This is a genomic window from Nocardioides sp. TF02-7, assembly GCF_022437945.1.
In the GTDB taxonomy this organism is placed as follows: domain Bacteria; phylum Actinomycetota; class Actinomycetes; order Propionibacteriales; family Nocardioidaceae; genus Nocardioides.
In genome coordinates this window covers 2697734-2720118 of sequence record NZ_CP092535.1, presented here as the reverse complement: position 1 = coordinate 2720118, position 22385 = coordinate 2697734, and the positions used below count along the sequence as shown (strand labels likewise).

The window sequence follows — 22385 nt, the reverse complement described above, 5'->3', positions numbered from 1 at the left end:
GCTCTCACCACCCGGCCGCGCGCACCAGGTCGCGGCGCGCCCGCCGCGCCCCGCCGACCAGGCCCGCGTCGGCGACGACCCGGCGCAGCGCGAAGTGCAGGCCGTGCTCCCAGGTGAAGCCGAGTCCACCGGTGAGCTGGATGCAGTCGCTGACGATCGCGGGGGCGCGCTCGTAGCAGCGGGTCGCCAGCACCGCGAGGGCGCGGTCGGGCGCGTCGTCGGCCACGACCGCCTCGGTGGCCGACACGACCAGGTCCTCCAGCTGCTGGACCGCGATCGCGTGCTCGACCAGTCGGTGCTGGACGGCCTGGTAGCGCCCGATCGGGGCTCCGAACGTCGTGCGCTCGCGCGCGTAGGCGACGGTCCGGTCGACGGCGAGCGCCGTCGCCGCGACCGCGTCGGCAGCCACCAGCAACGCGGTCTGGCGGCGGAGCCGCACCTCGTCGACGTCGCCGATCCACCGCCCCTCCACCCCCTCCATCGCGAGCCGGTGGACCGCGCGCGTCTCGTCGAGGGTCACCTCCTCCCGAGCCGTCAGGCCGGCGGCGTCGCCCGCGACGAGAGCTGCGCCGGCGGCCGTCAGGACGACCACCCGCACCGCCGGTTCGTGGCCCACGACCGGACCGGTCTCCCCGTCAGCAGGACGGGGGCGCCGGGTTCGGGGGGCACCGCCGTCGGTGCGGACCCCGTCACCGTCGACCACGACCACCGGCGTCTCGTCCGTGATCGCACCGCCGAGCCCGGACCGGAGGCCGGAGGCGGGGAGCAGCGCGGCCGCGGGCGCGGGGTGCAGCGCACGCGCCAGCTCGGTCGCCATGGCCACCGCGAACGGCAGCGCCTCCTGACCGCCGCCGGTGTCGCTGTCGAGCAGCGTGCCGGCCCCGAGGGCGGTCAGTGTCGGCCAGTCGGCGAGCCAGTCGCGGTCCGGCCGCACCGGGGTGGGGCTCGGCGCGCCGACGGCGCGGGCGACGGAGCGCCGGAAGTCGGCGAGTGCGGAGTCGGTCACAGGGCGATCCTCGGCGCAGGAAGCAGAGAAAGCAATATTGACGTCGAATAAGGTTACCGGCAAGACTGGCAGCCCGCTCCCGGAAGGTCCCCCATGACGAACGACGCCATCACGATCGAGGTCGACGGCCAGGTCGCGATCCTCACGCTCAACCGTCCCGACTCCCTCAACGCCTCCGACGAGGAGCTCCACGGCCGGCTGGCGACGGTCTGGGAGGAGGTGGCCGCGCTCGAGGGGGTCCGGGCCGCCGTCCTGACCGGTGCCGGCGAGGCTTTCTCCGCAGGCGGCAACCTCCACCTGCTGCAGCGGATGGTCGACGACACGTCCGTCCGCGCAGCGATCATGGCCGAGGCGGAGCAGATCGTCCGGGCGTTGGTCGGGTTCCCGCTGCCCCTGGTCGCCGCCGTCAACGGTCCGGCGGTCGGTCTCGGCTGCAGCCTGGCGGGTTTCGCCGACCTGGTCGTGATGGCCGAGGACGCGTTCCTCGCCGACCCCCACGTGTCGCTGGGCCTGGTCGCGGGCGACGGGTCGGTGCTGACCTGGCCGGGTCACATCGGCCTGCAGCGCAGCAAGGAGCTCATCCTCCTCGGTGGCCGGATCACGGCCGAGGAGGCCCACCGGATCGGCCTCGCCAACCGCGTCGTACCGCCGGGGCAGGCTCTCCCCGAGGCGCTCGAGCTGGCCCGCAAGGTCGCCGCCCTGCCTCCCCAGGCCGTGCGGGGAGACGCTCGCCACCCTCGACGCGCCGCTGCGCCGCCGGGTCGACGCCGACCTCCCCGCGGTGCTCGCTGCCGAGGCCGAGTCGTTCGCCGAGCCGGAGTTCCAGCAGCGCCTCGCACGGATGCGGGAGCGCTCGAGGGCGTGAGCATCGCACCGTGAGCATCGACAAGACGACCGACGTCGGGTCCTTCCGCTCAGCGGTCCGGGCGTTCGTCACCGAGCACGCACCGCGGTCGGATGTCCGCGACGGCCTCCGCGTTCCGGCCGACCCGACGGAGGAGCAGGGGCTCCGCCGATGGTACGCCGCCCTGTTCGACGCCGGGTTGCTCGGCGGCGGTTGGCCGCCGCGGTGGGGCGGTGACCCGGCCCACCGGGCCGAGCACGACACCGTCGTCATGGAGGAGCTGATCCGGGCGCGCGCTCCCCGGCCGCTCGACCAGACGCTGCTCGCCGCCCACTGCCTGATCGCCTTCGGGACCGAGGAGCAGCAGGCCGGGTTCCTGCCCCGGATCCGCAGCGCCGAGCACGTGTGGTGCCAGCTGTTCAGCGAGCCCGGCGTCGGCAGCGACCTCGCTGCGCTCACCACCCGCGCCGAACCGCTCGCCGACGGCAGCGGGTTCCGCGTCACCGGGCAGAAGGTGTGGACCACCGACGCCCAGTGGGCCCAGATGGGCGTGCTGCTCGCCCGCACCGATCCCTCCGCCCGGCTGCAGGCCGGCATCACGGCCTTCCTCCTCCCGATGGACGCACCGGGGGTCGAGGTCCGGCCGCTGCGGGAGATGACCGGCTCCGCCGAGTTCTGCGAGGTGTTCCTCGACGGGGTGGAGGTGTCGAACGACCTGGTGCTCGGCGCGGTCGACGACGGCTGGTCGGTGGTCTCCTCCGGCCTGTCGTCCGAGCGGGGCTACGTCGGCGCCAACGCCGTGCAGCTGGACGTGATGCACGACGACCTCGTCGCGCTCGCACGGGTCCTGGAGATCGACGGCCGACCGGCGATCGAGTGGGACGACGTCCGCGACCGGCTCGCCTCCCTCGCCGCCGAGGTGGCCGCTGTGCGCACCAGCGCCGCCCGGGCGACCGGTCGGCTCGGCTCGGGCACGCCGAGCGGCGCCGAGGCCCTGGTGGCCAAGCTCGCCTACACCGAGCTCAACGTCGAGCTGTGCCAGGCCGCGGTCGACCTGATCAGCTCCGGCCGCGGGACCGGCGACACGTTCGCCGCCCTGCGCGACAACTGGTTCCACTCCCTGCTCTGGTCGCGGGCACTGACGATCTCCGGCGGGTCGTCGGAGATCATCCGCAGCCTGGTCGCACAGCAGCTGCTCGGCCTCCCTCGCTCCTGGGCACGGACGTCGTAGGCGCCGCGGTGCCGCTCCTCGGTCGATCCGAGGTCCGACGTCGAGGTCAGGTGAGTCGGTCGAGCAGGTCACCGACCGCGGCGGCGGCGCGGGCCGCCGCCGCTCGGTGCCCTTCCGCATCGATCCGCGGCCCGATCAGCTCGAGGTCGAACGCCCCGGTGTAGCCGGCGTCCAGGATCCAGCCGAGGATGCGCTCGAGCGGGATGTCGCCGTCACCGGGCACCGCGCGGCACGGCATCGCCCGGTCGCCGTAGACGTAGTCGCTCACCTGCACCAGGTCGCACCGGCCGGCGGCACGGGCGATGGTCTCCTGGAGACCGGCCTCGGTCCAGGTCGCCCAGATGTCGATGCAGACCCCGGTCCCGGCCAGCTCCGCCAGCCGCACCGTGTCGCGGAGCGTGTGGGTGAGGTGGCCGTCGGCGTAGAACGGTGAGGTCGTCTCGATCATCAGCCGTACGCCGGCGGCGGCGGCGTGGTCGACGCACGGCGCGACCGCCTCCGCGAAGCAGGCGGCCGCCTCCTCCCACGTCATGCCGGCGTGGCCGCCCGTCATCAGGTAGACCGAGCGGCCACCGAGCTCGGCGACCGCGTCGACGACCCGGTCGAGGCGGGCCCGCTCCGCTGCCCACCGCTGCGGGTCCCGGTCGAGGTTCTGCACCTCGTAGAACAGGTGCGTGACCGCCTCGAGCCGGTGGCCGCCGTCGGCCAGGATCCGCCGCGGCTGCTCCAGGTCGGGGCCGAGCAGGTGGCTGACGAAGCTGACCCGGTCGGGCGACAGCGCCCGCCAGTGCTGCTCCATCGCGGCGAGGTCCGCCCCGGGGAAGCACAGCGAGTTGACCGAGATCCGCGGGTGCACGTCAGTCCCGCTGCTCGATCTCCACGCCGAACCGCTCGCGGTAGGGGGCGAACTCCTCGTTGAGGGCGGCGACGTCCTCGCCGATCACGTCGGTCGAGTAGCGGAACTTCCCGTGCCGGTCGCCGCGGTTGTCGCGCAGGTAGCTGCCGATCGCCGCCTCGTGCTCGGCCGTCATCCGCCGCCCGGCGGCGTCGTAGAAGCGCCCGATCACGCCGACGGGGTCGGCGACGAAGTCGGAGTAGCGGACGTGGTGCACCCGCGGGTCGTCGAGGTAGGGACTGGCCAGCGCGGCGCGGATGCTCTCGCGGCTCAGAGCGAGGTAGCGGCGGGCGGTGTCGGCCCAGTCGACCGAGCCGTGCATGCCCTCGTCGAGCTGGCCCGCCATCACGATCCGGGACGCGATCACCTGCACGGGGTCGCGGTGCGTCCACACGACGTGGGCGTCGGGGTACGTCGCGAACAGCGCGTCGAGCCGGGTGCTGTGGAAGCCCTTGAGCACCCAGTGCCGGGGCGGGCGGGCGAACTGGCAGTGCTGGAGGACCTTGCGGTGCAGCGCGTACTCGGCGCGCGGGTCGGCGGGGAGCTCGCTCATCTTCATCCGGATCGGCACCCGCCACCAGGTCGTCGGTCCCATCCGACGGAAGTCGAAGTCCCACAGCCGCTCGCACTCGGCGAGTCCGTCGCCGAGCATGTCGTTGTAGGGATGGTTGACCAGCCAGGTCGGGATCCGCCGCAGGATGGCCCGCCATTCCTCATCCGCCTCGGCGCGCCGCGGGTCGTCGGGCGCCGCGAGCCCGGGAGGCGGCGACGGGTGCATCAGCTCCCAGAACCGTGGGGCGCGGCCGGCGGGGTCCCGGGCGAGCAGCGCGTGCAGCAGGGTGGTGCCCGAGCGCGGCTCCCCGGTGGCGAACAGCGGGCGGACCACCTGCTCGTCGGCGATCGGGTGCCGCGCCCGGTCGGCGAAGAACCGGAGTCGGTTGGTGAGCAGCCGCAGGCAGACCTCCCGGGCCGCCTGCCGTCCGTCGGCGTCCAGTCCCTCGGCGGTCAGCAGCGCCACTGCCGTCCCGAACCGCGCGGGCAGCGTGGGGTCGCCGAAGTCGGTGAGGCCGGTACGCCGACGCGCCTCGTCGAGCAGGGCCTCGGCGTCCAGGGCCTCGTCCCGGACGGCGGTCGTCATGACGTGGCCCCAGTGCTCCCTGTGCCCTCCACCAGGCGCACGAGCTCGTCCTCGGCCTCGGCCACCAGCTGCGGCGAGCGGGCCGCCTGCTCGAGGCCGGCCATCGCGCCGTAGTCGATGATCTTGGGCACCTGCATACCGGCGTCGACGAACTCCTTGACCCGGTGCGCCACCCGGGCCGGTGGGCCGTGGGGCACGGCGGCGAGGACCATCGCGGGGTCGACCTCGGCGAGGAAGTCGACCAGACGCTCGCGGGTCAGCAGCCGCGGGTCGAGGTCGTGGATGCCGCGCCACTCCTCCCCCATCGGGTGCCGGTAGCCGAGCTCGGCCAGGTAGTCGCCGCGCACCTGCAGCAGGTAGGCCTTCAGCAGGGGCGACGCGGCCAGCTCGAGGACCTCGTCCTCCTCGCCGAGCACGCAGATCAGCATGCCGGCCTTCGTGATCGCGGCGGGGTCGCGGCCGGCCCGCTCGGCCGCCTCGTGCAGCGCCGCCAGCTTGGCGGCGTAGCCCTCGACGGAGAAGGAGCCGACCGGCCACCACCCGTCGGCGTGCCGTCCCGCGATCCGCAGCATCCGTGGGCCGCCGCAGCCGATCCAGACCGGCGGCGTGCGGCCGTCGTACGGCTCGGTGTCGAGCCGGGCGTGCTCCAACCGGTAGAAGCGGCCCTCGAAGTCGACCGGTCCGTCGGACTCCCACAGCAGCCGGATGACCTGCAGCGACTCCTCGAAGCGGCTCACCGAGGCGGTGAAGTCGAAGCCGTAGGGTGCCGCGTTCTCCACCTCGCCCGCCCCGATGCCGAGGATGAACCGGCCCCGCGCGAGGTGGTCGATGGTGAGCGCGGTCTGCGCGATCATCGCCGGGTGCCGGCGCACGGTGTCGACGACGCCGGTGATGATCGGCGTGCGCTCGGTGAGCACCGCCGCTGCCGCCGCCACCGCGAACGCGTCCAGGTGGCGGTGGGGCGAGGGCGACCGGGTGGCGAGGTCGGTGAACTCCGGCGTCCAGATCGCGTCCGGCCAGAGGCTCACCAAGTGGTCCGGCAGCCAGATCGAGTGGTACCGGCCGCTGTCGAGCCTGGTCAGCACGTCCAGGTCGAGGGGCAGGGTGGTGCGCAGGAACGCACCGGGGCGGAACGTCATGGGTCTCCTCTCAGACCTTGGCGCGTCGGCGGATCGCGTCGAAACGGGCCCACATCGCCGCCGTCCGCTCCTCGGGAGTGCAGCGCTTGCTGTCCGGCGGCAGGTGGGCGGCGAGGTCGGCTCGCTCGACGACGGTGGTCCGCAGCTCGGGCACCGTGCGGGCGTGGATGTTGCGGAAGTTGAGGACGCCCTCGGTGTAGCCCTGGTTGTCGATCCAGTTGGCGTAGCCGGGGTCCTCGGCCGTCAGGACGAGCCGGATCCGCCCGTCGCTGTCGACAGCGGTCCGGCTGGGTGTGTAGCTCACCGGCCGGTAGAGGTAGTCCATGCTGTTGCCGAAGATCGCCTCGCTGGTGAGCATCCAGAACGCGTCGGAGTGGTCGAACTCGAGCACCAGCGCCTGGTCGGGCTCGAGCCGCCAGCGCATCATCGTGATCAGCCGTCCCCGTCGCTCGTCCTGCGCCTCGGTCTGCTCGTCGCCGGTGGGCTCGGCCCGCTCGAGGTTGGGGCCGCGGAACTGGTTGATCGCCTCGGCGTCGATCTGGTCCCCCGCCTCCCAGACCCACTCGGGCCAGTACTCCACCGCGTCGTGCACGAAGTCGCCGGCCCACCGCATGGCATCGACGACCTCCTCCGGGGTCGGCACCGGTCGCGGGGGAGTCCATGCCGACCCGCTCGATCCGGTAGTCGGCAGGCTCCTCGTCCCAGCTGTCGAAGTACTGGCGGAGGAACAGCTTGCGGGTGCCCGGTGTCGTCGGCAGCCAGTTGGGGCCTCGCCGCTCGCCACCGATGAAGAGCTCGAACCGGCCGTCCCAGTCGGTGACCAGCTCGTGACCGAAGAGGTTGGCCTCGGGCGTGTCGCCGAACGGCTCGTGCAGCGGGCGGCTCTCGTTGCCGTAGGCGCTCGACGAGCGGGGCCCCTGGACGGTGACGTTCCACATCCGCGCCGTCCCGGCCCGGCCGGTGATCCGGTAGACCGAGCTGCCGTCGATCCAGGCCTGCATGTAGATGCAGTCGGCGTTGTCCGAGCCCAGCTTCCGGGTCGGCGAGCAGAAGACGTGCAGCGCCGGGTACTTCGTGTTCTTGGTCTCCAGCGCCAGGTCGAAGGCCTGGCTCAGGTTCTGGGTGAGGTAGCGGAACCCGTCGGCGCGCTGCAACGGCGTTGCCGGGTTGGCGTCCTTGAAGACGTGCGTCCCGGCCTCCTTGAGCCGCTCGCAGAACGCATCCCATGCGTCCTTCAGCTCCGCGTCCACCGGGTGGTCGCCGTAGGCCATCGCGCCTCCAGACAGTGTCGACGCCGCCCGTCGGCCGAGCGGCGCTGTGACGCTAACCACGTTTGACGTCGACGTCAATGTCAGGCAAAGTCGAGGGCACTGTCCCGCGTCCCCGACGCCCGACCGAGAGGCGCCCCATGCCCGAGGCCGTCATCGTCTCCGCCGCCCGCACGCCCATCGGGCGCGCCCACAAGGGATCACTGGTCGGCGTGCGCGCGGACGACCTCGCCGTGACCGCCGCCCGGGCCGCGCTGGACAAGGTGCCGGGCCTCGACCAGGGCGCGCTGGAGGACCTCTATCTGGGTGCCTCCAACCACACCGCGGAGCAGTCGCAGAACCTCGGTCGGCGGGTCGCGGTCCTCCTCGGCCGTGACGACCTGCCGGCCACCAGCGTCAACCGCGCGTGCGCCCTCCTCCATCCAGACCACCCGGATGGCCTTCCACGCGATCCGGGCGGGTGAGGGTGACGCGTTCCTCTCCGTCGGCGTCGAGAGCGTGTCCCGCTACCGCCAGCCGCCGCCGGACACCGACCACCCGGCGTTCGCCGCCGCCCAGCAGCGCACGGCGCTCCGCGCCAAGGGCGGCGCGGAGCCGTGGTCGGACCCGCGGGAGCGCGGCGGGCTGCCCGACTACTACATCCCGATGGGACAGACGGCGGAGAACGTCGCCCAGGCGTGCGGCGTCTCGCGGGCCGACCAGGACGCGTTCGCGCTCCGCTCCCAGCAGCGCTGCGCGGCCGCCAGGGAGGCGGGGTTCTTCGAGCGGCAGGTCACGCCGGTGCAGCTCCCCGACGGATCCTGGTTCTCCGAGGACGAGTCGCCGCGGCCGTCGACCACCGCCGAGGCCCTCGCCTCGTTGAAGCCGGTGTTCCGCCCCGACGGCACGGTCACCGCCGGCAACAGCTGCCCGCTCAACGACGGTGCCGCGGCGCTGGTGGTGGTGCGGGACGAGCTGGCGGCCGAGCTCGACGCGCCCGCGGCCGCCCGGGTGGTCGGCTCCGCCGTCTCCGCCCTCTCCCCCCGAGGTGATGGGGCTGGGGCCCGTCGATGCGACCCGCCGCGTCCTCGACCGGTGCGGGGTGGCGCTGTCGGACGTCGACGTCATCGAGCTCAACGAGGCCTTCGCCTCCCAGGTGGTGGCGAGCGTGCGGGAGCTCGGGATCGACGAGGAGCGCCTCAACGTCAACGGCGGGGCGATCGCCCTCGGCCACCCGTTCGGCATGACTGGGGCGAGGCTGATCGGCTCCGCGCTCCAGACCCTGCACGAGCGCGACCTCGAGCTCGCGCTGGTGACCCTCTGCGTCGGCATGGGCCAGGGCATGGCCATGCTGCTGCAGCGGACCCGCTGACCGAGGAGGACCGGTGCGACGCACGATCTACTCCACCGAGCACGAGGACTTCCGCGCGATGGTGCGCGCGTTCCTCCGCGACGAGGTGGTGCCGGCGTACCCCTCCTGGGAGGAGACCGGGCTGGTCCCCCGCTCGTTCTACGAGCGGCTCGGCGAGCTCGGCGTGATGGGTCTGACCATCCCCGAGGAGTACGGCGGCGCGGGCGAGCCGAGCTACCGCTACGGCGCCGTGCTCAGCGAGGAGGTGGCGGCGGCCGTGGTCGCGACCGGCCCGCTGCGCTGCCACCTCGACGTGGTCCTCCCCTACTTCCTCGCCTACGCCGACGACGACCAGCGTCGCCGGTGGTTCCCCGACCTGGCCGCCGGCCGGCTGCTCACCGCGATCGCGATGACCGAGCCGGGTGCGGGCTCCGACCTCGGCGGGATCCGGACGCGGGCACGCCGCGACGGCGACCACTACGTGCTGGACGGGGCGAAGACGTTCATCACCGGCGGCGTCCAGGCCGACCTGTTCGTGGTGGTGGCGCGCACCTCGGAGGAGGACGACCGGCGACGCGGCCTGTCGCTCCTGGTCGTCGAGGCCGGCATGCCGGGCTTCACCAGGAGCGGCCCGATGGCCAAGCTCGGGATGCACGTCCAGGACGCCGCGGAGCTGTCGTTCGACGGGGTGCGGGTCCCGGTCGCCAACCGGCTGGGCGAGGAGGGGTGCCGCGTTCTCCTACCTGGGGCACAACCTCGCCAAGGAGCGGCTCGGCATCGCGGTCACCGCCGTCGCCAACGCCCGGGCCGCGATCGAGCTCACGAAGCAGTACGTCGTGGAGCGCAAGGTCTTCGGCCAGCGGGTGGCGGACTTCCAGAACACGCGCTTCGAGCTGGCGTCCGCCGTGACCGAGGTCGACGCCGCGCAGCTGATGGTCGACCACGGCATCGCGGAGCTCGACGACGGCCGGCTCTCGGTCGTCGACGCGGCCGAGATCAAGCTCTTCGCGACCGAGGTGCAGGGCCGCACCGTCGACCGGTGCCTGCAGCTGTTCGGGGGCTACGGCTACATGGCGGAGTACCCGATCAGCCGCCTCTACGCCGACGCCCGGGTCACCCGCATCTACGGTGGCACCAGCGAGGTCATGCGCCACATCATCGCGAAGTCGCTCGGGATCTGAACGAAAAAGTTGATTCGACGTCGACGTCGAAATATGCTCGACGTACTCGCCCGCCCCGCACCGTGGGGCCCGGAAGACAGGTGACACCCGTGGACCAGGACCGGATCTCCGACATCATCGAGATCGAGCAGCTGCTGGCGCGGTACGCCGTCGGCATGACCCAGCACGACGTCGACACCGTGCTCGGGGTCTTCGCCCCCGGGCGGGACCTACAGCGCCTTCGGCGACGTCTACACCACCGCCGACTTCCCGACGCTGATGGAGGCCGCCCCGCAGGGTCTCTACACCACCGGGACCCCCTCGCTCGATCTCGACGGTGACACCGGCAACGGCGTCCAGACGCTGTGCTTCATCGCCCAGACCGACCACGAGGTGCGGATCGGCTACTACACCGACACCTACACCCGCACCGACGCCGGGTGGCGACTCCAGACGCGGGCGATGACGTTCCTGCGCCGCAGTGGTGCCCGCGACTCCGGCAGGCCGCACGACCCGCGCCGTCCCGCGCCGGGGTCCGCCGGCGCCTGAGCGAGAACCCGGTGGACCTCGAGACCTTCCGCGCCGACCTGACCTCCTGGGTCGACGTCCACGCCGACGTGCTGGCGCCGGCCGAGGGCGCCCCGGACCTCGGCGCCGAGCTCGCGCACCTCTCCACCGTCAAGCGGCTCGCCTACGACGCCGGCTTCATCCGGTGGGGGTGGCCCGAGCGCGTCGGCGGGCTGGGCGGCTCGTCGCTCTTCCGTGCCCTGCTCGGCGAGGTGCTCACCTCGCGACGCATCGTGGCGCCCGGCGCCTGGTCGATGACCGAGGTCCTCGCCCCGACCATGATCGACTTCGCACCGCCGGCGCTCGCCGCCCAGATGGTCCCGCGCCTGCTGCGCGGAGACGAGCACTGGTGCCAGGGGTTCTCCGAGCCCGGCACCGGCAGCAATCTCGCCTCGCTCGCCTGCCGCGCCCGGCGCACCGACGACGGCTGGCGGGTGACGGGCCAGAAGGTGTGGACCAGCCACGCCCAGCACGCCACCCGGTGCGTGCTGCTGACCCGGACCGGGAGCCCGGAGTCCGCCCACCGGGGCATCACCGCGCTGTTCGTCGACATGGACACCCCCGGCATCACCGTCCGCCCGTTGCGGACCATCCACGGCGTCGACGAGTTCTGCGAGGTCTTCTTCGACGACGTGCTCGTCCCCCTCGACCGGACCCTCGGCGAGGTCGACGGCGGGTGGGCGGTCGCCATGGACCTGCTCCCCTACGAGCGCAGCACCGCGCTCTGGCACCGCGGCGCCTACCTGCGCGAGCGCTTCGAGCAGCTGCTGGCCGAGGCGCCGGACGGCGCGCTCGACCCGGCGGCAGCCGGCGACGTCGCGCTCCGCCTGTTCGCCCTGCGAGCGCGGTCGCGGGCCACCCAGCACCGGCTCGCCGAGGGCGGCCGGCTCGGCCCCGAGACCTCGGTCGACAAGGCCCTCCTCGGCAGCACCGAGCAGGCGCTGTACGACGTCGTCGAGCAGACGCTCGCAGCCGAGGTGGTCCTCGGCGACGATCCGCGCAGCGGCCGGTGGCGCTCGGAGTACCTGTACTCCCGGGCCGCCACCATCTACGGCGGCACGGCCGAGGTGCAGCGCAACATCCTCGCCCCGCCGGGTGCTCGACCTGGGGCCGGAGCAGTGATCGGCCACGAGGAGCGCCGGCTGTTCGCCGACAGCGTGCGCCAGGCCTTCGTCCGGGCGGCCGGGGCACCGGCCGACGCCGAGCTCGCCGCGGCGGGCTGGCGCGACGCGCTCGCGGAGTGGGGCGGTGACGCCGTCGCGGTCGTGCTCGAGGAGCAGGGGGCGGCCCGCGGCTCCTCGTCGGTCCTCGACGACGTGCTCTGCGCGGCCGCCGGGGTCGGGCCGGGGCCGGCCGTGGTGCTGCCGTACGTCGACGACGTCCCGCCGGCTCGCCGTGCCGGTGACCGGGTCACCGGGCGGGGCGTCGCCGGGCCGCGGATCAGGCAGGCGGACGAGGTGCTGCTCGTGGCGGCGGGACCCGACGGCTGCGAGCTCGTCGTGCTGCCGACGGGGGCGGTCTCGACGAGCCCCCTGGGCGGCATCGACCCCGACTCCGGCCTGGTCGACGTGGCCGTCGAGGCGGCCGTCCCGCAGGCGCCCGCGGCCGGTGCCGACTGGCGGTCGGTGCGGGCCGCCGGGCAGCTGGCGCTCGCCGCCGAGCTGGTCGGCCTGGCGCGCGGCATGCTCCGGCTGGGCTGCGAGCACGCGACGTCACGGGTCCAGTTCGGCCGGCCGATCAGCACCTTCCAGGCGGTGCGGCACCGCCTGGTCGAGTCGCTGCTCGCGATCGAGGCCGCGGCAGCCGCGGTCGACGCCGCCACCGACGTGCTCCCCGGCCCGGACGGTACCGCGTCGCCGGACGCCGTCGTGCACGCCGCGATGAGCAAGGCGCTCGCCGGCCGCGCGGCACGGGACACCGCCCGGCACTGCCAGCAGGTGCTCGCGGGGATCGGCTTCACCGACGAGCACCCGTTCCACCACCACCTGCGTCGCGCGCTGCTGCTCGACGAGCTGCTCGGCTCCTCGCGTGCCCTGGTCCGCGAGGTCGGGGGAGGTCGCGCTGTCCGAGCGCCGGGCGCCGATGACGCTGCCGCTCTGACCGCGCGGCTCCCGCCCGACCACCGGGCCGGCGCCGCTCCGGGTCGGCGTCGGCGGACCCGGCTCAGCCGGTCGGCAGACCGAGGATGCGGGTGGCCACCAGGTTGCGCTGGATCTGCGCGGTCCCGCCCATCACGCTCTGGGCCCGGCTGTAGAGGTAGGTCTTGAGCCAGGTGTCCTCCTCGCGCTCCGGGTCGAGCCGGCTCGCGGTGAGTGCGGCGTGGCCGACGGCCTGCTCGACCTCGGTCATCAGCAGCTTGTCCACCGACCCCTCGGGGCCGTGGGTGATCCCGTCGAGCCGGTCGGAGAGCCGGCGGCGCACGTGGTGGCGCAGCATCTCCGCCTCCACCGTCGCCCACACGACGTCGAGGACCTCGCCGTCGCTGAACCGCCCGCGGTCGCTGCGGACCAGCTCGACCAGCTCCTGGGCGGCCTTGCTGTAGCGGGCGACGTAGCCGAGCTCCCCCGGCTCGCGCTCGTGGCTGACGACGGTCATCGCCAGCGGCCACCCCTCGCCCGGCTCGCCGACCATGTCGGCCGCCCTCGTGCGGGCACCGTCGAAGGTCACCTCGCCGAACTCGCGGGTGATGCCGTTGATCATCTTGAGCGGCCGCTGGGTGATGCCCGGTTGGTCCATCGGCACAGCGAACGCCGAGATCCCCCGGTGTCGCGGCGCGTCGGGGTCGGTGCGCGCCAGCACCAGGCACCAGTCGGCCTGGTCGGAGTAGCTGGTCCAGATCTTGTGACCGGTGATGACGTAGTCGTCGCCGTCCCGGACCGCACGGGTGCGCAGCGCCGCCAGGTCGGAGCCGGCGCCGGGCTCGCTGAACCCCTGGCACCAGCGCACCGTGCCACTGACGAGACCGGGCAGGTGCCGGCGGCGTACGTCGGCGCTGCCGTGCCGCAGCATGCCCTGCACGAGGTAGCCGACGCTCGGGCGCGGCGGCGCGCCGGCCGCGGCGAGCTCCTCGTCGAGGATCACGTCGTAGACCGCGGGCAGGCCGTGACCGCCGACCTCCTCGGGCCAGGACAGCCCGAAGAAGCCCGCCGCGTGGAGCGCCTGGTGCCACGCCGCCTGGCCCGCCCAGTAGTCGTCGGACGTCGAGGAGGCCGGCAGCCCGGGGTTGTTCTCCCGGACCCACGCGCGCAGCCGGAGCCGGAACGTCGCCTCCTCGGCGGAGTCACCGAAGTCCATCGCCACCACCCTCGATCCCCAGTCGTTCGGTCAGGGCGGCGAGGCTGGCGTCCAGGCCGCCCAGGATCCTGCTGCTGTGCAGCGCGCGCCGCAGGTAGACGTGCGCCAGGCACTCCCAGGTGTTGCCGATGCCACCGTGCACCTGGATCGCCGTCTCCGCAGACCGCCCGCGCGGCCCGGCTGCAGTAGGCCTTGGCCCGCAGCGCCGCGACCAGCGCGTCCTGCGGCGCGAGCGCGTCGGCCGCCCAGGCCGCGTGCAGCATCAGGCTGGCGGAGCCCTCGGTCGCGACGTGCGCGTCGGCGAGGAGGTGCTGGACCGCCTGGAAGGACCCGACCGGCCGGCCGTACTGCTCGCGGACCGTCGCGTAGTCACGGGCGAGCGTGGTGGCGCCGCGCATCACGCCGACCAGGTCGGCGCACGTGGTCGCGAGGGCGAGGGCCGTCCACGCGGCGAGGTCGTCGTCGGAGAGCGGCCGTCCGTCGACCACGTGCGGCGCCGCCGGCGCGACCGAGGCCACGGTGCGGGTCAGGTCGTCGCGGACCGCGTGGCCGGCGAGGTCGACCTCGGCCACCCGGCTTCCGCCGTCCCCGCCGGGCACGAGGGCGAGGGCGTTCGTGCTCCCGCGGGCGTCGACGGCGACCGCTCGGTCGCAACCGACGGGTGCGAGCCGCAGCAGGTCGCCGGTCAGGACGACCGTCGTGCCCACCGGGTCGTCGTCGATCTCCGCGCGCCGGCACAGGTCGGAGGCCAGCAGCGGCCCCAGGTACGCCGTGTCCGCGACGGCCCGGCCCAGCTGCTCGGCGACCAGCGCGACCTCGACGCCGGATGCCGCCGGGCCGCCGTTCTCGTCGCGCATCCGCATCTCGCGCCAGCCGCTGGCGCCGACCGCAGCGTCGAGCTTGGCCGCGCGCTCCTCGTCGTCGAGGTCGGCCACCGTCCCCGGGGCGAGGTCGTCGGCCAGGCGCGCTGCGGAGTCCCTGAGAGCTGCCTGCTCGGCCGAGAGCCGGACGTCCATCGCCACCTCCGTGATTCGGGCACCGGCTGCCTCCGGGCGCCGGGCCGGACCCTCGGGTCGGCGCGAGCACCCACCCCCTTGGTCAGGACCGTGATCGAAGTCTATATTGACGTCGATGTCAAATACAGGTTCGTGGACCTTGCCCCCGCTCCCGCATCGGGCTGCGACCATCGACGGACGTCCCGACGACCGAGGAGGAGCGATGAACGACCCGGACCAGGCCTGGCCCAGCGTGGGAGCACTGGTGGCGGCCGCCGCCGAACGGCACGCGGACCGGCCCGCCGTCGTCGACGACGCCGGCACCCTCACCTACGCCGAGCTCTTCGAGGCGTCGCGACGGTTCGGCGCCGCGCTCGTCGCCGACGGCGTGCAGCCGGGCGACCGGGTGGCGATCTGGGCGTTCAACTGCCGCGAGTGGATCATCGCGGTGCTCGGCCTGCAGCAGGCCGGCGCCACGCTGATCCCGATCAACACCCGGTTCAAGGCGCTCGAGGCCGCCGACCTGCTGCGGCGCGGCCGGGCCCGGGCGCTGGTGACCGTCACCGACTTCCTCGGCAACGACTACCCCGCGATGCTGCGCGATTCCGGCGCCGACCTGCCGGACCTGCGCACCGTCGTGGTGGCGCGCGGCCGGGCCACGGCACCCGCCCTGGGCTGGGACGAGTTCCTGGCGCGCGCCGGCGACGGCGACCTGGCCGAGGTCGACCGCCGCCGCGTCGCGGTCGGGCCCGACGACCCGTCCGACATCCTCTTCACCTCGGGGACGACCGGCGTGCCCAAGGGCGTGGTGGCCACCCAGGCGCAGGCGCTCGCGGTCGCGGTCGACTGGCAGCGGATGACCGGGCTCGTCGCCGGCGACCGCTACCTGATGGTCAACCCGTACTTCCACATGTTCGGCCTCAAGGCCGGCATCCTCACCAGCCTCCACTCCGGGGCCACCATGGTCCCGCTGGAGGTCTTCGACGTCGACCGGGCACTGACGCTGGTCCAGGAGCACCGGGTCACGGTCTTCCCCGGCCCACCGACGCTCTACCAGGGCATCCTCGACCACCCCGCGCGGTCGTCGTACGACCTCTCGACGCTGCGGGTGGCGGTGACCGGGGCGGCGGAGATCCCGGTGGAGCTGATCCGCCGGATCTACGCCGAGCTGCCGTTCCGGCTGGTGGTCTCGGGTTACGGGCTGACCGAGGCGGGCACCGCGGCGAGCACCGGGCCCGACGACTCCCCCGCCACCATCGCCACCACCGTCGGGCGCGCGCGGCCGGGTTTCGAGATCAGGATCGCGGGAGCCGACGACAGCGAGCTCCCGCAGGGCGAGCTGGGTCAGATCCTGCTCCGCGGGCCGTCGGTGATGAGCGGCTACCTCGACGACCCCGAGGCGACCGCAGCGTCCCTCACCGACGACGGCTGGCTGCGCACCGGCGACCTCGGCCGCTTCGACGAGGACGGGCACCTCTGCATCGTCGGACGCACCAAGGAGATGTTCATCGTCGGCGGCTTCAACGCCTACCCGGCCGAGATCGAGGCGATCCTGCTCCGCAACCCCGACCTCGCGCAGGCCGCCGTGGTCGGCGTGCCCGACGAGCGGCTCGGCGAGGTCGGCATGGCGTTCGTCGTCGCCCGCCGGCCGGTGACCGACGTCGAGGTCATCGCATGGGCGCGGGCCAACATGGCCAACTACAAGGTGCCGCGCTACGTCGCCGTCGTCGACGAGCTCCCGCTCAACGCCACCGGCAAGGTCCACAAGGCCCGGCTCCGCGACCTGGCCCGGGAGCGCGGCGCGGGAGCGACGGTCGAGGCGCCACCCGCTTGACCGGGAGGGTCCACCGCGCTATTTTTTCGACTTCGATATCAATATTGAGTGAGGTGGCGATGACGGGGTTCGACGGACGGGTCGCGGTGGTGACGGGCGGCGCCCAGGGGCTCGGGGCGCAGGTCGCCCGCGAGCTCGCGGCCGGCGGCGCCGCGGTCGCGGTGCTCGACCTCGACGAGCAGCGCACGAAGCCGGTCGTGGACGAGATCGAGAGCGCGGGCGGCCGCGCCATCGGCCTCGGCGCCGACGTGAGCGTCACCGAGCAGGTGGACGCGGCGATCGCGGCGGTCGCCGACGCGTTCGGCCGGGTCGACGTCCTGGTCAACAACGCCGGGATCACGCGCGACAACCTGCTGTTCAAGATGACCGACGAGGACTGGGACCTGGTGATGCAGGTCCACCTGCGCGGCACGTTCGCGATGACCCGCGCCGCGCAGCGGCTGATGGTCGACCAGCGCTACGGGCGGATCGTCAACCTCTCCTCGACGGCGGCCCTCGGCAACCGCGGCCAGGCCAACTACTCCGCGGCGAAGGCCGGTCTCCAGGGCTTCACCAAGACCGCGGCGATCGAGCTCGGGCCGTTCGGCGTCACGGTCAACTGCGTCGCACCGGGCTACATCGACACGGAGATGACCCGCGCGGTCGCCGAGCGGATGGGCGTCCCGGTCGAGCAGCGGATGGAGGAGTACGCCGCGCGGCTGCCCACGCGCCGCGTCGGGCGGCCCGAGGACATCGCCAACGCGGTGCTGTTCCTCGCCCACGAGCGCTCGAGCTACGTGACCGGCCAGGTGCTCTACGTCGACGGCGGCCGGTGGCTGGTGTGAGCCCGGCGGCGGCGGTCGCCTCCGACGACGTCCCGTCCGAGGGCGAGATCCGGCAGGCGGTGCGCGACCTCGCCGGCCGGTTCGACGACGACTACTGGGCCCGCCTCGACGAGGCCGTCGAGTTCCCGTGGGACTTCTACCGGGCCTTCGCCGACGCGGGCTGGCTCGGGATCGCGATCCCGCAGGAGTACGGCGGCGCCGGCCTGGGGATCTCCGCCGCGGCGGTGCTGCTGCACGAGATCGCCGCGTCGGGCGCCGGGATGAACGGCTGCAGCCCGTTCCACCTCACGATCTTCGGGCTCAACCTGGTCGCGAAGCACGGCGGCGACGCGCTCTGCCGCGAGCTGCTGCCCCGTGCCGCCGACGGCACCCTGCACGTGTGCTTCGCGATCACCGAGCCCGACGCCGGCTCCGACACCAGCCGGATCCGCACCACGGCCCGCCGCGACGGCTCCGACTGGGTCATCAACGGCCGCAAGGTCTTCATCACCAAGGCGGCGCAGTCGGAGAAGGCGGTGATGCTGGTCCGCACCAGCGCGCCGGCCGACGGCGGCCGGCCGACCGACGGCCTCTCGATGTTCGTCGTCGACCTCGACCCGGCCCAGGTCGAGATGCGCGCCATCCCCAAGATGGGCCGCAACGCGGTGTCGTCGTACGAGCTGTTCATCGACGACCTCCGGGTCCCGGGCTCCGCGCTCGTGGGCGAGGAGGGCCGGGGGGTTCCGCTACCTGCTCGACGGCATCAACCCCGAGCGGATCCTGCTGGCCAACGAGGCGCTCGGCATCGGCCGGGCGGCCCTGCGCCGCGCGGTCGCCTACGCCAACGAGCGGGTGGTCTTCGGCCGCCCGATCGGCCAGAACCAGGGCATCGCCTTCCCGCTCGCGGAGGCGACGATGCGTCTCGACGCCGCCGAGGCCGTCGCGCGGATCGCCGCCGAGCGCTACGACCGGGGCGAGCCCTGCGGGCGCGAGGCCAACACCGCCAAGTTCCTCTGCGCCGACGCGGGCTTCCAGGCCGCCGACGTCGCGCTGCAGACCCACGGCGGCATGGGCTACGCCCGGGAGTACCACGTCGAGCGCTACTTCCGCGAGGCACGGCTGATGCGGATCGCGCCGGTGAGCCAGGAGATGGTCCTCAACTACATGAGCGAGCACGTGCTCGGTCTGCCGAAGTCCTACTGAGCGCGATGAGCGAGGACTGGACACGGGCGTGGCAGCCGCTGGTCGAGCGGGTCGGCCAGCCGCTCGACCCCGAGGGACTGCGGTTCGGGCCCGACCGGGTGGAGGTGGGGGCGATCCGCCGCTTCCTCGAGCCGCTCGAGCTCGACTGCGCGCTGCACACCGACCCCGACGTCGCCCGGGCGCACGGGTGGCCCGGGATCGTGGCTCCCTACACGGCGGTGTGGACGTTCCTCCTCCCCCGCCCTCTGGAGCCCGGGGTCGCCGCCGCTGTTCGCCGACGACGCCACCCGCGACACCCAGCCGTCGTGGAGCGCGATCGGTGACGACGTCGTCCCCGGAGCGCCGCCGACGAGCCACATGTTCGGGACCGACGCCGGGCTCGAGTTCGACCGGCCGCTGACCGTCGGGGGAGCGGGTGGCCGCGGGCCCCCGCGTCCTCACCGGCTGCGTGCCGAAGGAGACGCGGGTCGGCCGGGGCGCCTTCGTCAGCTTCGAGCGCGACGTCGTGGTCGAGAGCGGCGAGCGGGTGTGCCGGATGTTCGGCGAGGTCTACCTCTACGACCCGCACCCGGGAGCAGCCGGATGAGCGCGCACGACCCGGCGCAGGGCGCGACCTACGCGGAGGTCGAGGTCGGCCAGGAGCTGACCCCGGCGACGTACCCCCTCCCCCTCTACCGGCTGGTGATGGCGGCGGGCGCCACCCGCGACCTCACCGCCATCCACCACAACGACGAGCACGCCCGCGCCACGGGTGCGCCGGCGGCCTACGCGAGCGCGATCTTCCTGCAAGGCATGTGGGAGCGGGTGCTGCGCGACTTCATCGGACCCGCCGGGACGATCCGGTCCATCCGCAGCTTCCGGATGGTGCGGTTCACCCTCGTCGGCAGCGTCGCACGGGTCGAGGGCCGGGTGGTCGCCAAGGAGCAGCGCGACGGGGCCAACCTGGTGACGGTCGAGCTGCGCACGCTCGTCGACGGCCAGGTGACCGTCGGGCCGGGCACCGCGGTGGTCACCCTGCCCTGAGCCGCCTCAGGCGTCGTCGACCTCTGCGAGGTCGGCGGCGTACCACTGCGCGAGCTTCTGGTACTCCCCCGGGTTGCGGCGGACCCAGACCCAGTGGTTCTCGGAGAGCGGCCCGCGGACCCGCGCCGGTGCACCGACCGCCAGCGTCTCCTCCGGCACGACGGTGCCCGGCGTCACGACGGCGCCGGCCGCGACCATGGCGCGCGACCCGACGACCGCCCCGTCGAGCACCGTCGCGTGGTTGCCGATCAGCGCCTCCGCCCCGATCGACGCGCTGTGGACCACGCAGGCGTGGCCGATGGTCGCGCCGGCCCCGATCTCGGTCGGCTCCGGCCCCCGTGGAGCACCGAGCCGTCCTGGACGTTGGCACCGGCACGGACCACGATCGGGCCGGCGTCGGCGCGCAGCACCGCGTTGAACCACACGGAGGCGCCGCGCTCGATCGTCACGTCGCCGACGACGGCCGCCGTCGGGGCGATCCATGCCTCGGGATGGATGGAGGGGACCTGGTCGCCGAGGCGGTAGACCGGCACGTGAGGACCTCGTTCTCGTCGGGGGATCCGGGGCGGTGGTCCCCGAACCTACTGGGTTTCCGACGTCGATGTCGAAAAATTGTGCTCGCGCCGATGCGAGGGACCGGCCCTCCCGCGGATAGGCTGGTCGTTCGTGTCCAAGACCCTGCGCTCCGACCTCCGCAACGTCGCCATCGTGGCGCACGTCGACCACGGCAAGACCACGCTGGTCGACGCCATGCTGCACCAGGCCGGCGCGTTCTCCGCGCACCAGGCCGAGGGCGTCGCCGAGCGCGTGATGGACAGCGGCGACCTCGAGCGCGAGAAGGGCATCACGATCCTCGCCAAGAACACCGCGGTCCACTACACCGGCCCGTCCGCCCAGGAGCTCGCCGGGGGCGCGATGACGATCAACATCATCGACACCCCCGGGCACGCCGACTTCGGCGGCGAGGTGGAGCGCGGCCTGTCGATGGTCGACGGGATCGTCCTCCTCGTCGACGCCAGCGAGGGTCCGCTGCCCCAGACCCGCTTCGTCCTGCGCAAGGCGCTCAACGCCGGCATGCCCGTCGTGCTCGTCGTCAACAAGGTCGACCGCTCCGACGCCCGGATCGCCGAGGTCGTCGACGAGACCTACGAGCTGTTCCTCGACCTCCTCGACGACAGCCACGGCCAGGACGCCCTCGACTTCCCCGTCGTCTACGCCTCCGGCAAGGCCGGTATCGCCAGCACCGAGCAGCCGGCCGACGGCTCCCTGCCCGACGGCACCGACCTCGAGCCGCTGTTCCGCACCATCCTGGAGACCATCCCGGCGCCGGAGTACGACGACGGGGCGCCGCTGCAGGCGCACGTCACCAACCTCGACGCGTCGCCGTTCCTCGGTCGGCTCGCCCTGCTGCGGGTCCGGCAGGGTGAGCTGCGCAAGGGCCAGACGGTGGCGTGGATGCGCCGCGACGGCGAGGTCAAGAACGTGCGGATCACCGAGCTGCTGGTGACCGAGGGCCTCGAGCGCAAGCCCGGCGAGTCGGCCGGGCCCGGCGACATCGTCGCGGTCGCCGGCATCCCCGACATCACGATCGGCGAGACCCTCGCCGACCCCGAGAACCCGGTCGCGCTGCCGCTCATCCACGTCGACGAGCCGGCGATCTCGATGACGATCGGCACCAACACCTCCCCGCTCGTCGGCAAGGGCGGCAAGGGCCACAAGGTCACGGCCCGCCTGGTCAAGGACCGCCTCGACGCGGAGCTGATCGGCAACGTGTCGCTGCGGGTGCTGCCCACCGAGCGTCCCGACGCCTGGGAGGTGCAGGGCCGCGGCGAGCTGGCGCTGGCGATCCTCGTCGAGCAGATGCGCCGCGAGGGCTACGAGCTGACCGTGGGCAAGCCGCAGGTGGTGACCCGCGAGGTCGACGGCAAGCTGCACGAGCCGTTCGAGCGGCTCACCATCGACGCGCCGGAGGAGTTCCTCGGCACCATCACCGAGCTGCTCGCCAACCGCAAGGGCCGGATGGAGGGGATGACCAACCACGGCACCGGCTGGGTCCGGATGGAGTTCGTCGTCCCCGCTCGCGGCCTGATCGGCTTCCGCACCGACTTCCTCACCGAGACCCGCGGCACCGGCATCGCGCACTCGATCTCCGAGGGCTACTTCCCGTGGGCCGGCGAGATCCGCTCCCGCCAGTCCGGCTCCCTGGTCGCCGATCGCGCCGGCGCCGCCACGGCGTACGCGATGACGTCGCTGCAGGAGCGCGGCGTGCTCTTCGTCGAGCCCGGCACAGAGGTCTACGAGGGGGATGATCGTCGGCGAGAACTCCCGCGCCGACGACATGGACGTCAACATCACCAAGGAGAAGCAGCAGACCAACATCCGGTCCGCCACCTCCGACAACTTCGAGAAGCTGATCCCCGCCGAAGAAGCTCTCCCTCGAGCAGTGCCTGGAGTTCTGCCGCGAGGACGAGTGCGTCGAGATCACGCCCGAGACGGTGCGCATCCGCAAGGTGGTGCTCGACCAGAACGAGCGGGCGAAGATGGCGTCGCGGGCCCGGCGCGCCAACGGCTGAGGCGGCTTCTGACGAGAACGCGCCGTCCCGCCTGCGCCCGATCCGCGTCTCCAGCCGCGATCATGGCTCCATGACCAGCCTG

General features: G+C 73.3%; 18 protein-coding genes and 4 pseudogenes. 14 read left to right on the top strand and 8 right to left on the bottom strand.

The window, feature by feature from the left end; all coding sequences use genetic code 11:
- Positions 1 to 4: 4 nt before the first annotated feature.
- Positions 5 to 1006, bottom strand: coding sequence for an acyl-CoA dehydrogenase family protein (locus tag MF408_RS13985; protein WP_240248213.1), 1002 nt, complete (start codon positions 1004 to 1006; stop codon positions 5 to 7).
- 93 nt (positions 1007 to 1099) lie between these two features.
- Here MF408_RS13985 and MF408_RS13980 point away from each other — a divergent pair, with 93 nt between their 5' ends.
- Together MF408_RS13980 and MF408_RS13975 are read left to right on the top strand one after the other, a co-directional pair.
- Positions 1100 to 1885, top strand: a complete 786-nt coding sequence (locus MF408_RS13980) for an enoyl-CoA hydratase/isomerase family protein (protein ID WP_240248212.1) — start codon at positions 1100 to 1102, stop codon at positions 1883 to 1885.
- Complete coding sequence (locus tag MF408_RS13975) at positions 1882 to 3081, top strand: acyl-CoA dehydrogenase family protein (RefSeq protein ID WP_240248211.1); 1200 nt, start codon at positions 1882 to 1884, stop codon at positions 3079 to 3081. Before MF408_RS13980 ends, MF408_RS13975 begins: the two co-directional genes overlap by 4 nt.
- A 46-nt stretch (positions 3082 to 3127) precedes the next feature.
- Here MF408_RS13975 and MF408_RS13970 read toward each other — a convergent pair whose 3' ends face one another.
- Genes MF408_RS13970 through MF408_RS13955 form a run of 4 tightly spaced genes read right to left on the bottom strand, consistent with a single transcriptional unit; the run spans position 3128 to position 6866 of the window.
- Positions 3128 to 3937 carry a TIM barrel protein gene (locus tag MF408_RS13970; protein ID WP_240248210.1) on the bottom strand — a complete coding sequence of 270 codons (810 nt, stop codon included), beginning with the start codon at positions 3935 to 3937 and terminating at the stop codon, positions 3128 to 3130.
- A 1-nt stretch (position 3938) separates the two neighbouring features.
- Positions 3939 to 5114 (bottom strand): sulfotransferase, encoded by a 1176-nt coding sequence (locus MF408_RS13965; RefSeq protein WP_240248209.1) that lies wholly within the window; start codon positions 5112 to 5114, stop codon positions 3939 to 3941.
- Positions 5111 to 6253, bottom strand: coding sequence for an LLM class flavin-dependent oxidoreductase (locus tag MF408_RS13960; protein WP_240248208.1), 1143 nt, complete (start codon positions 6251 to 6253; stop codon positions 5111 to 5113). Before MF408_RS13960 ends, MF408_RS13965 begins: the two co-directional genes overlap by 4 nt.
- A gap of 10 nt (positions 6254 to 6263) precedes the next feature.
- A complete protein-coding gene (locus MF408_RS13955) occupies positions 6264 to 6866 on the bottom strand; it encodes a hypothetical protein (protein WP_240248207.1) in 603 nt (200 codons plus the stop codon).
- Positions 6867 to 7661: 795 nt separating this feature from the next.
- Here MF408_RS13955 and MF408_RS13950 point away from each other — a divergent pair.
- The 6 genes and pseudogenes from MF408_RS13950 to MF408_RS13925 all read left to right on the top strand — a co-directional run bounded on the left by MF408_RS13950 (position 7662) and on the right by MF408_RS13925 (position 12845).
- Positions 7662 to 8872: pseudogene (locus MF408_RS13950) on the top strand (acetyl-CoA C-acetyltransferase).
- Between the two features lie 58 nt (positions 8873 to 8930).
- Positions 8931 to 9482 (top strand): annotated as a pseudogene (locus tag MF408_RS13945) (acyl-CoA dehydrogenase family protein); the annotation flags it as partial.
- A gap of 112 nt (positions 9483 to 9594) precedes the next feature.
- Positions 9595 to 10032 carry an acyl-CoA dehydrogenase family protein gene (locus tag MF408_RS13940; RefSeq protein WP_240251921.1) on the top strand — a complete coding sequence of 146 codons (438 nt, stop codon included), beginning with the start codon at positions 9595 to 9597 and terminating at the stop codon, positions 10030 to 10032.
- A gap of 89 nt (positions 10033 to 10121) precedes the next feature.
- Positions 10122 to 10352, top strand: a complete 231-nt coding sequence (locus tag MF408_RS13935) for a hypothetical protein (RefSeq protein ID WP_240252179.1) — start codon at positions 10122 to 10124, stop codon at positions 10350 to 10352.
- A complete protein-coding gene (locus tag MF408_RS13930; RefSeq protein ID WP_240248206.1) occupies positions 10291 to 10560 on the top strand; it encodes a nuclear transport factor 2 family protein in 270 nt (89 codons plus the stop codon). Before MF408_RS13935 ends, MF408_RS13930 begins: the two co-directional genes overlap by 62 nt.
- 11 nt (positions 10561 to 10571) lie before the next feature.
- Complete coding sequence (locus MF408_RS13925; protein ID WP_240248205.1) at positions 10572 to 12845, top strand: acyl-CoA dehydrogenase family protein; 2274 nt, start codon at positions 10572 to 10574, stop codon at positions 12843 to 12845.
- Here the strand turns inward: MF408_RS13925 and MF408_RS13920 are convergent.
- Both MF408_RS13920 and MF408_RS13915 read right to left on the bottom strand, forming a co-directional pair.
- On the bottom strand, positions 12742 to 13872 hold the full coding sequence (locus tag MF408_RS13920; RefSeq protein ID WP_240248204.1) for an acyl-CoA dehydrogenase family protein: 1131 nt from the start codon (positions 13870 to 13872) through the stop codon (positions 12742 to 12744). The genes MF408_RS13925 and MF408_RS13920 overlap by 104 nt on opposite strands.
- Before the next feature lie 167 nt (positions 13873 to 14039).
- Positions 14040 to 14888: pseudogene (locus MF408_RS13915) on the bottom strand (acyl-CoA dehydrogenase); the annotation flags it as partial.
- A gap of 202 nt (positions 14889 to 15090) precedes the next feature.
- Here MF408_RS13915 and MF408_RS13910 point away from each other — a divergent pair.
- The 5 genes from MF408_RS13910 (at position 15091) to MF408_RS13890 (ending at position 19730) form a co-directional block, all read left to right on the top strand.
- Positions 15091 to 16701, top strand: a complete 1611-nt coding sequence (locus MF408_RS13910; protein ID WP_240248203.1) for a FadD3 family acyl-CoA ligase — start codon at positions 15091 to 15093, stop codon at positions 16699 to 16701.
- Between the two features lie 59 nt (positions 16702 to 16760).
- Complete coding sequence (gene fabG, locus MF408_RS13905; protein WP_240248202.1) at positions 16761 to 17525, top strand: 3-oxoacyl-ACP reductase FabG; 765 nt, start codon at positions 16761 to 16763, stop codon at positions 17523 to 17525.
- The gene (locus MF408_RS13900) at positions 17513 to 19030 is read left to right on the top strand and encodes an acyl-CoA dehydrogenase family protein (protein WP_240248201.1); all 1518 of its coding nucleotides are present in this window, start codon (positions 17513 to 17515) and stop codon (positions 19028 to 19030) included. The genes fabG and MF408_RS13900 overlap by 13 nt, the downstream gene beginning before the upstream one ends.
- Positions 19031 to 19155: 125 nt before the next feature.
- Positions 19156 to 19293 (top strand): hypothetical protein, encoded by a 138-nt coding sequence (locus tag MF408_RS13895; RefSeq protein WP_240248200.1) that lies wholly within the window; start codon positions 19156 to 19158, stop codon positions 19291 to 19293.
- A complete protein-coding gene (locus MF408_RS13890; protein ID WP_240248199.1) occupies positions 19290 to 19730 on the top strand; it encodes a hypothetical protein in 441 nt (146 codons plus the stop codon). Before MF408_RS13895 ends, MF408_RS13890 begins: the two co-directional genes overlap by 4 nt.
- A 6-nt stretch (positions 19731 to 19736) precedes the next feature.
- Here MF408_RS13890 and MF408_RS13885 read toward each other — a convergent pair whose 3' ends face one another.
- The gene (locus MF408_RS13885) at positions 19737 to 20015 is read right to left on the bottom strand and encodes a hypothetical protein (protein WP_240248198.1); all 279 of its coding nucleotides are present in this window, start codon (positions 20013 to 20015) and stop codon (positions 19737 to 19739) included.
- Between the two features lie 381 nt (positions 20016 to 20396).
- On the opposite strand from MF408_RS13885, the pseudogene typA reads away from it, so the two are divergent.
- Positions 20397 to 22303: pseudogene (gene typA, locus MF408_RS13880) on the top strand (translational GTPase TypA).
- Positions 22304 to 22385: the final 82 nt, after the last annotated feature.

Excerpts from the sequence above, each read along its gene's own strand:
- MF408_RS13980 (WP_240248212.1), top strand. The coding sequence starts at position 1,100 with ATGACGAACGACGCCATCACGATCGAGGTCGACGGCCAGGTCGCGATC.
- MF408_RS13965 (WP_240248209.1), bottom strand. The coding sequence starts at position 5,114 with ATGACGACCGCCGTCCGGGACGAGGCCCTGGACGCCGAGGCCCTGCTC.
- MF408_RS13960 (WP_240248208.1), bottom strand. The coding sequence starts at position 6,253 with ATGACGTTCCGCCCCGGTGCGTTCCTGCGCACCACCCTGCCCCTCGAC.
- MF408_RS13955 (WP_240248207.1), bottom strand. The coding sequence starts at position 6,866 with ATGCGGTGGGCCGGCGACTTCGTGCACGACGCGGTGGAGTACTGGCCC.
- MF408_RS13930 (WP_240248206.1), top strand. The coding sequence starts at position 10,291 with ATGGAGGCCGCCCCGCAGGGTCTCTACACCACCGGGACCCCCTCGCTC.
- MF408_RS13920 (WP_240248204.1), bottom strand. The coding sequence starts at position 13,872 with ATGGACTTCGGTGACTCCGCCGAGGAGGCGACGTTCCGGCTCCGGCTG.
- MF408_RS13910 (WP_240248203.1), top strand. The coding sequence starts at position 15,091 with ATGAACGACCCGGACCAGGCCTGGCCCAGCGTGGGAGCACTGGTGGCG.
- fabG (WP_240248202.1), top strand. The coding sequence starts at position 16,761 with ATGACGGGGTTCGACGGACGGGTCGCGGTGGTGACGGGCGGCGCCCAG.
- MF408_RS13890 (WP_240248199.1), top strand. The coding sequence starts at position 19,290 with ATGAGCGCGCACGACCCGGCGCAGGGCGCGACCTACGCGGAGGTCGAG.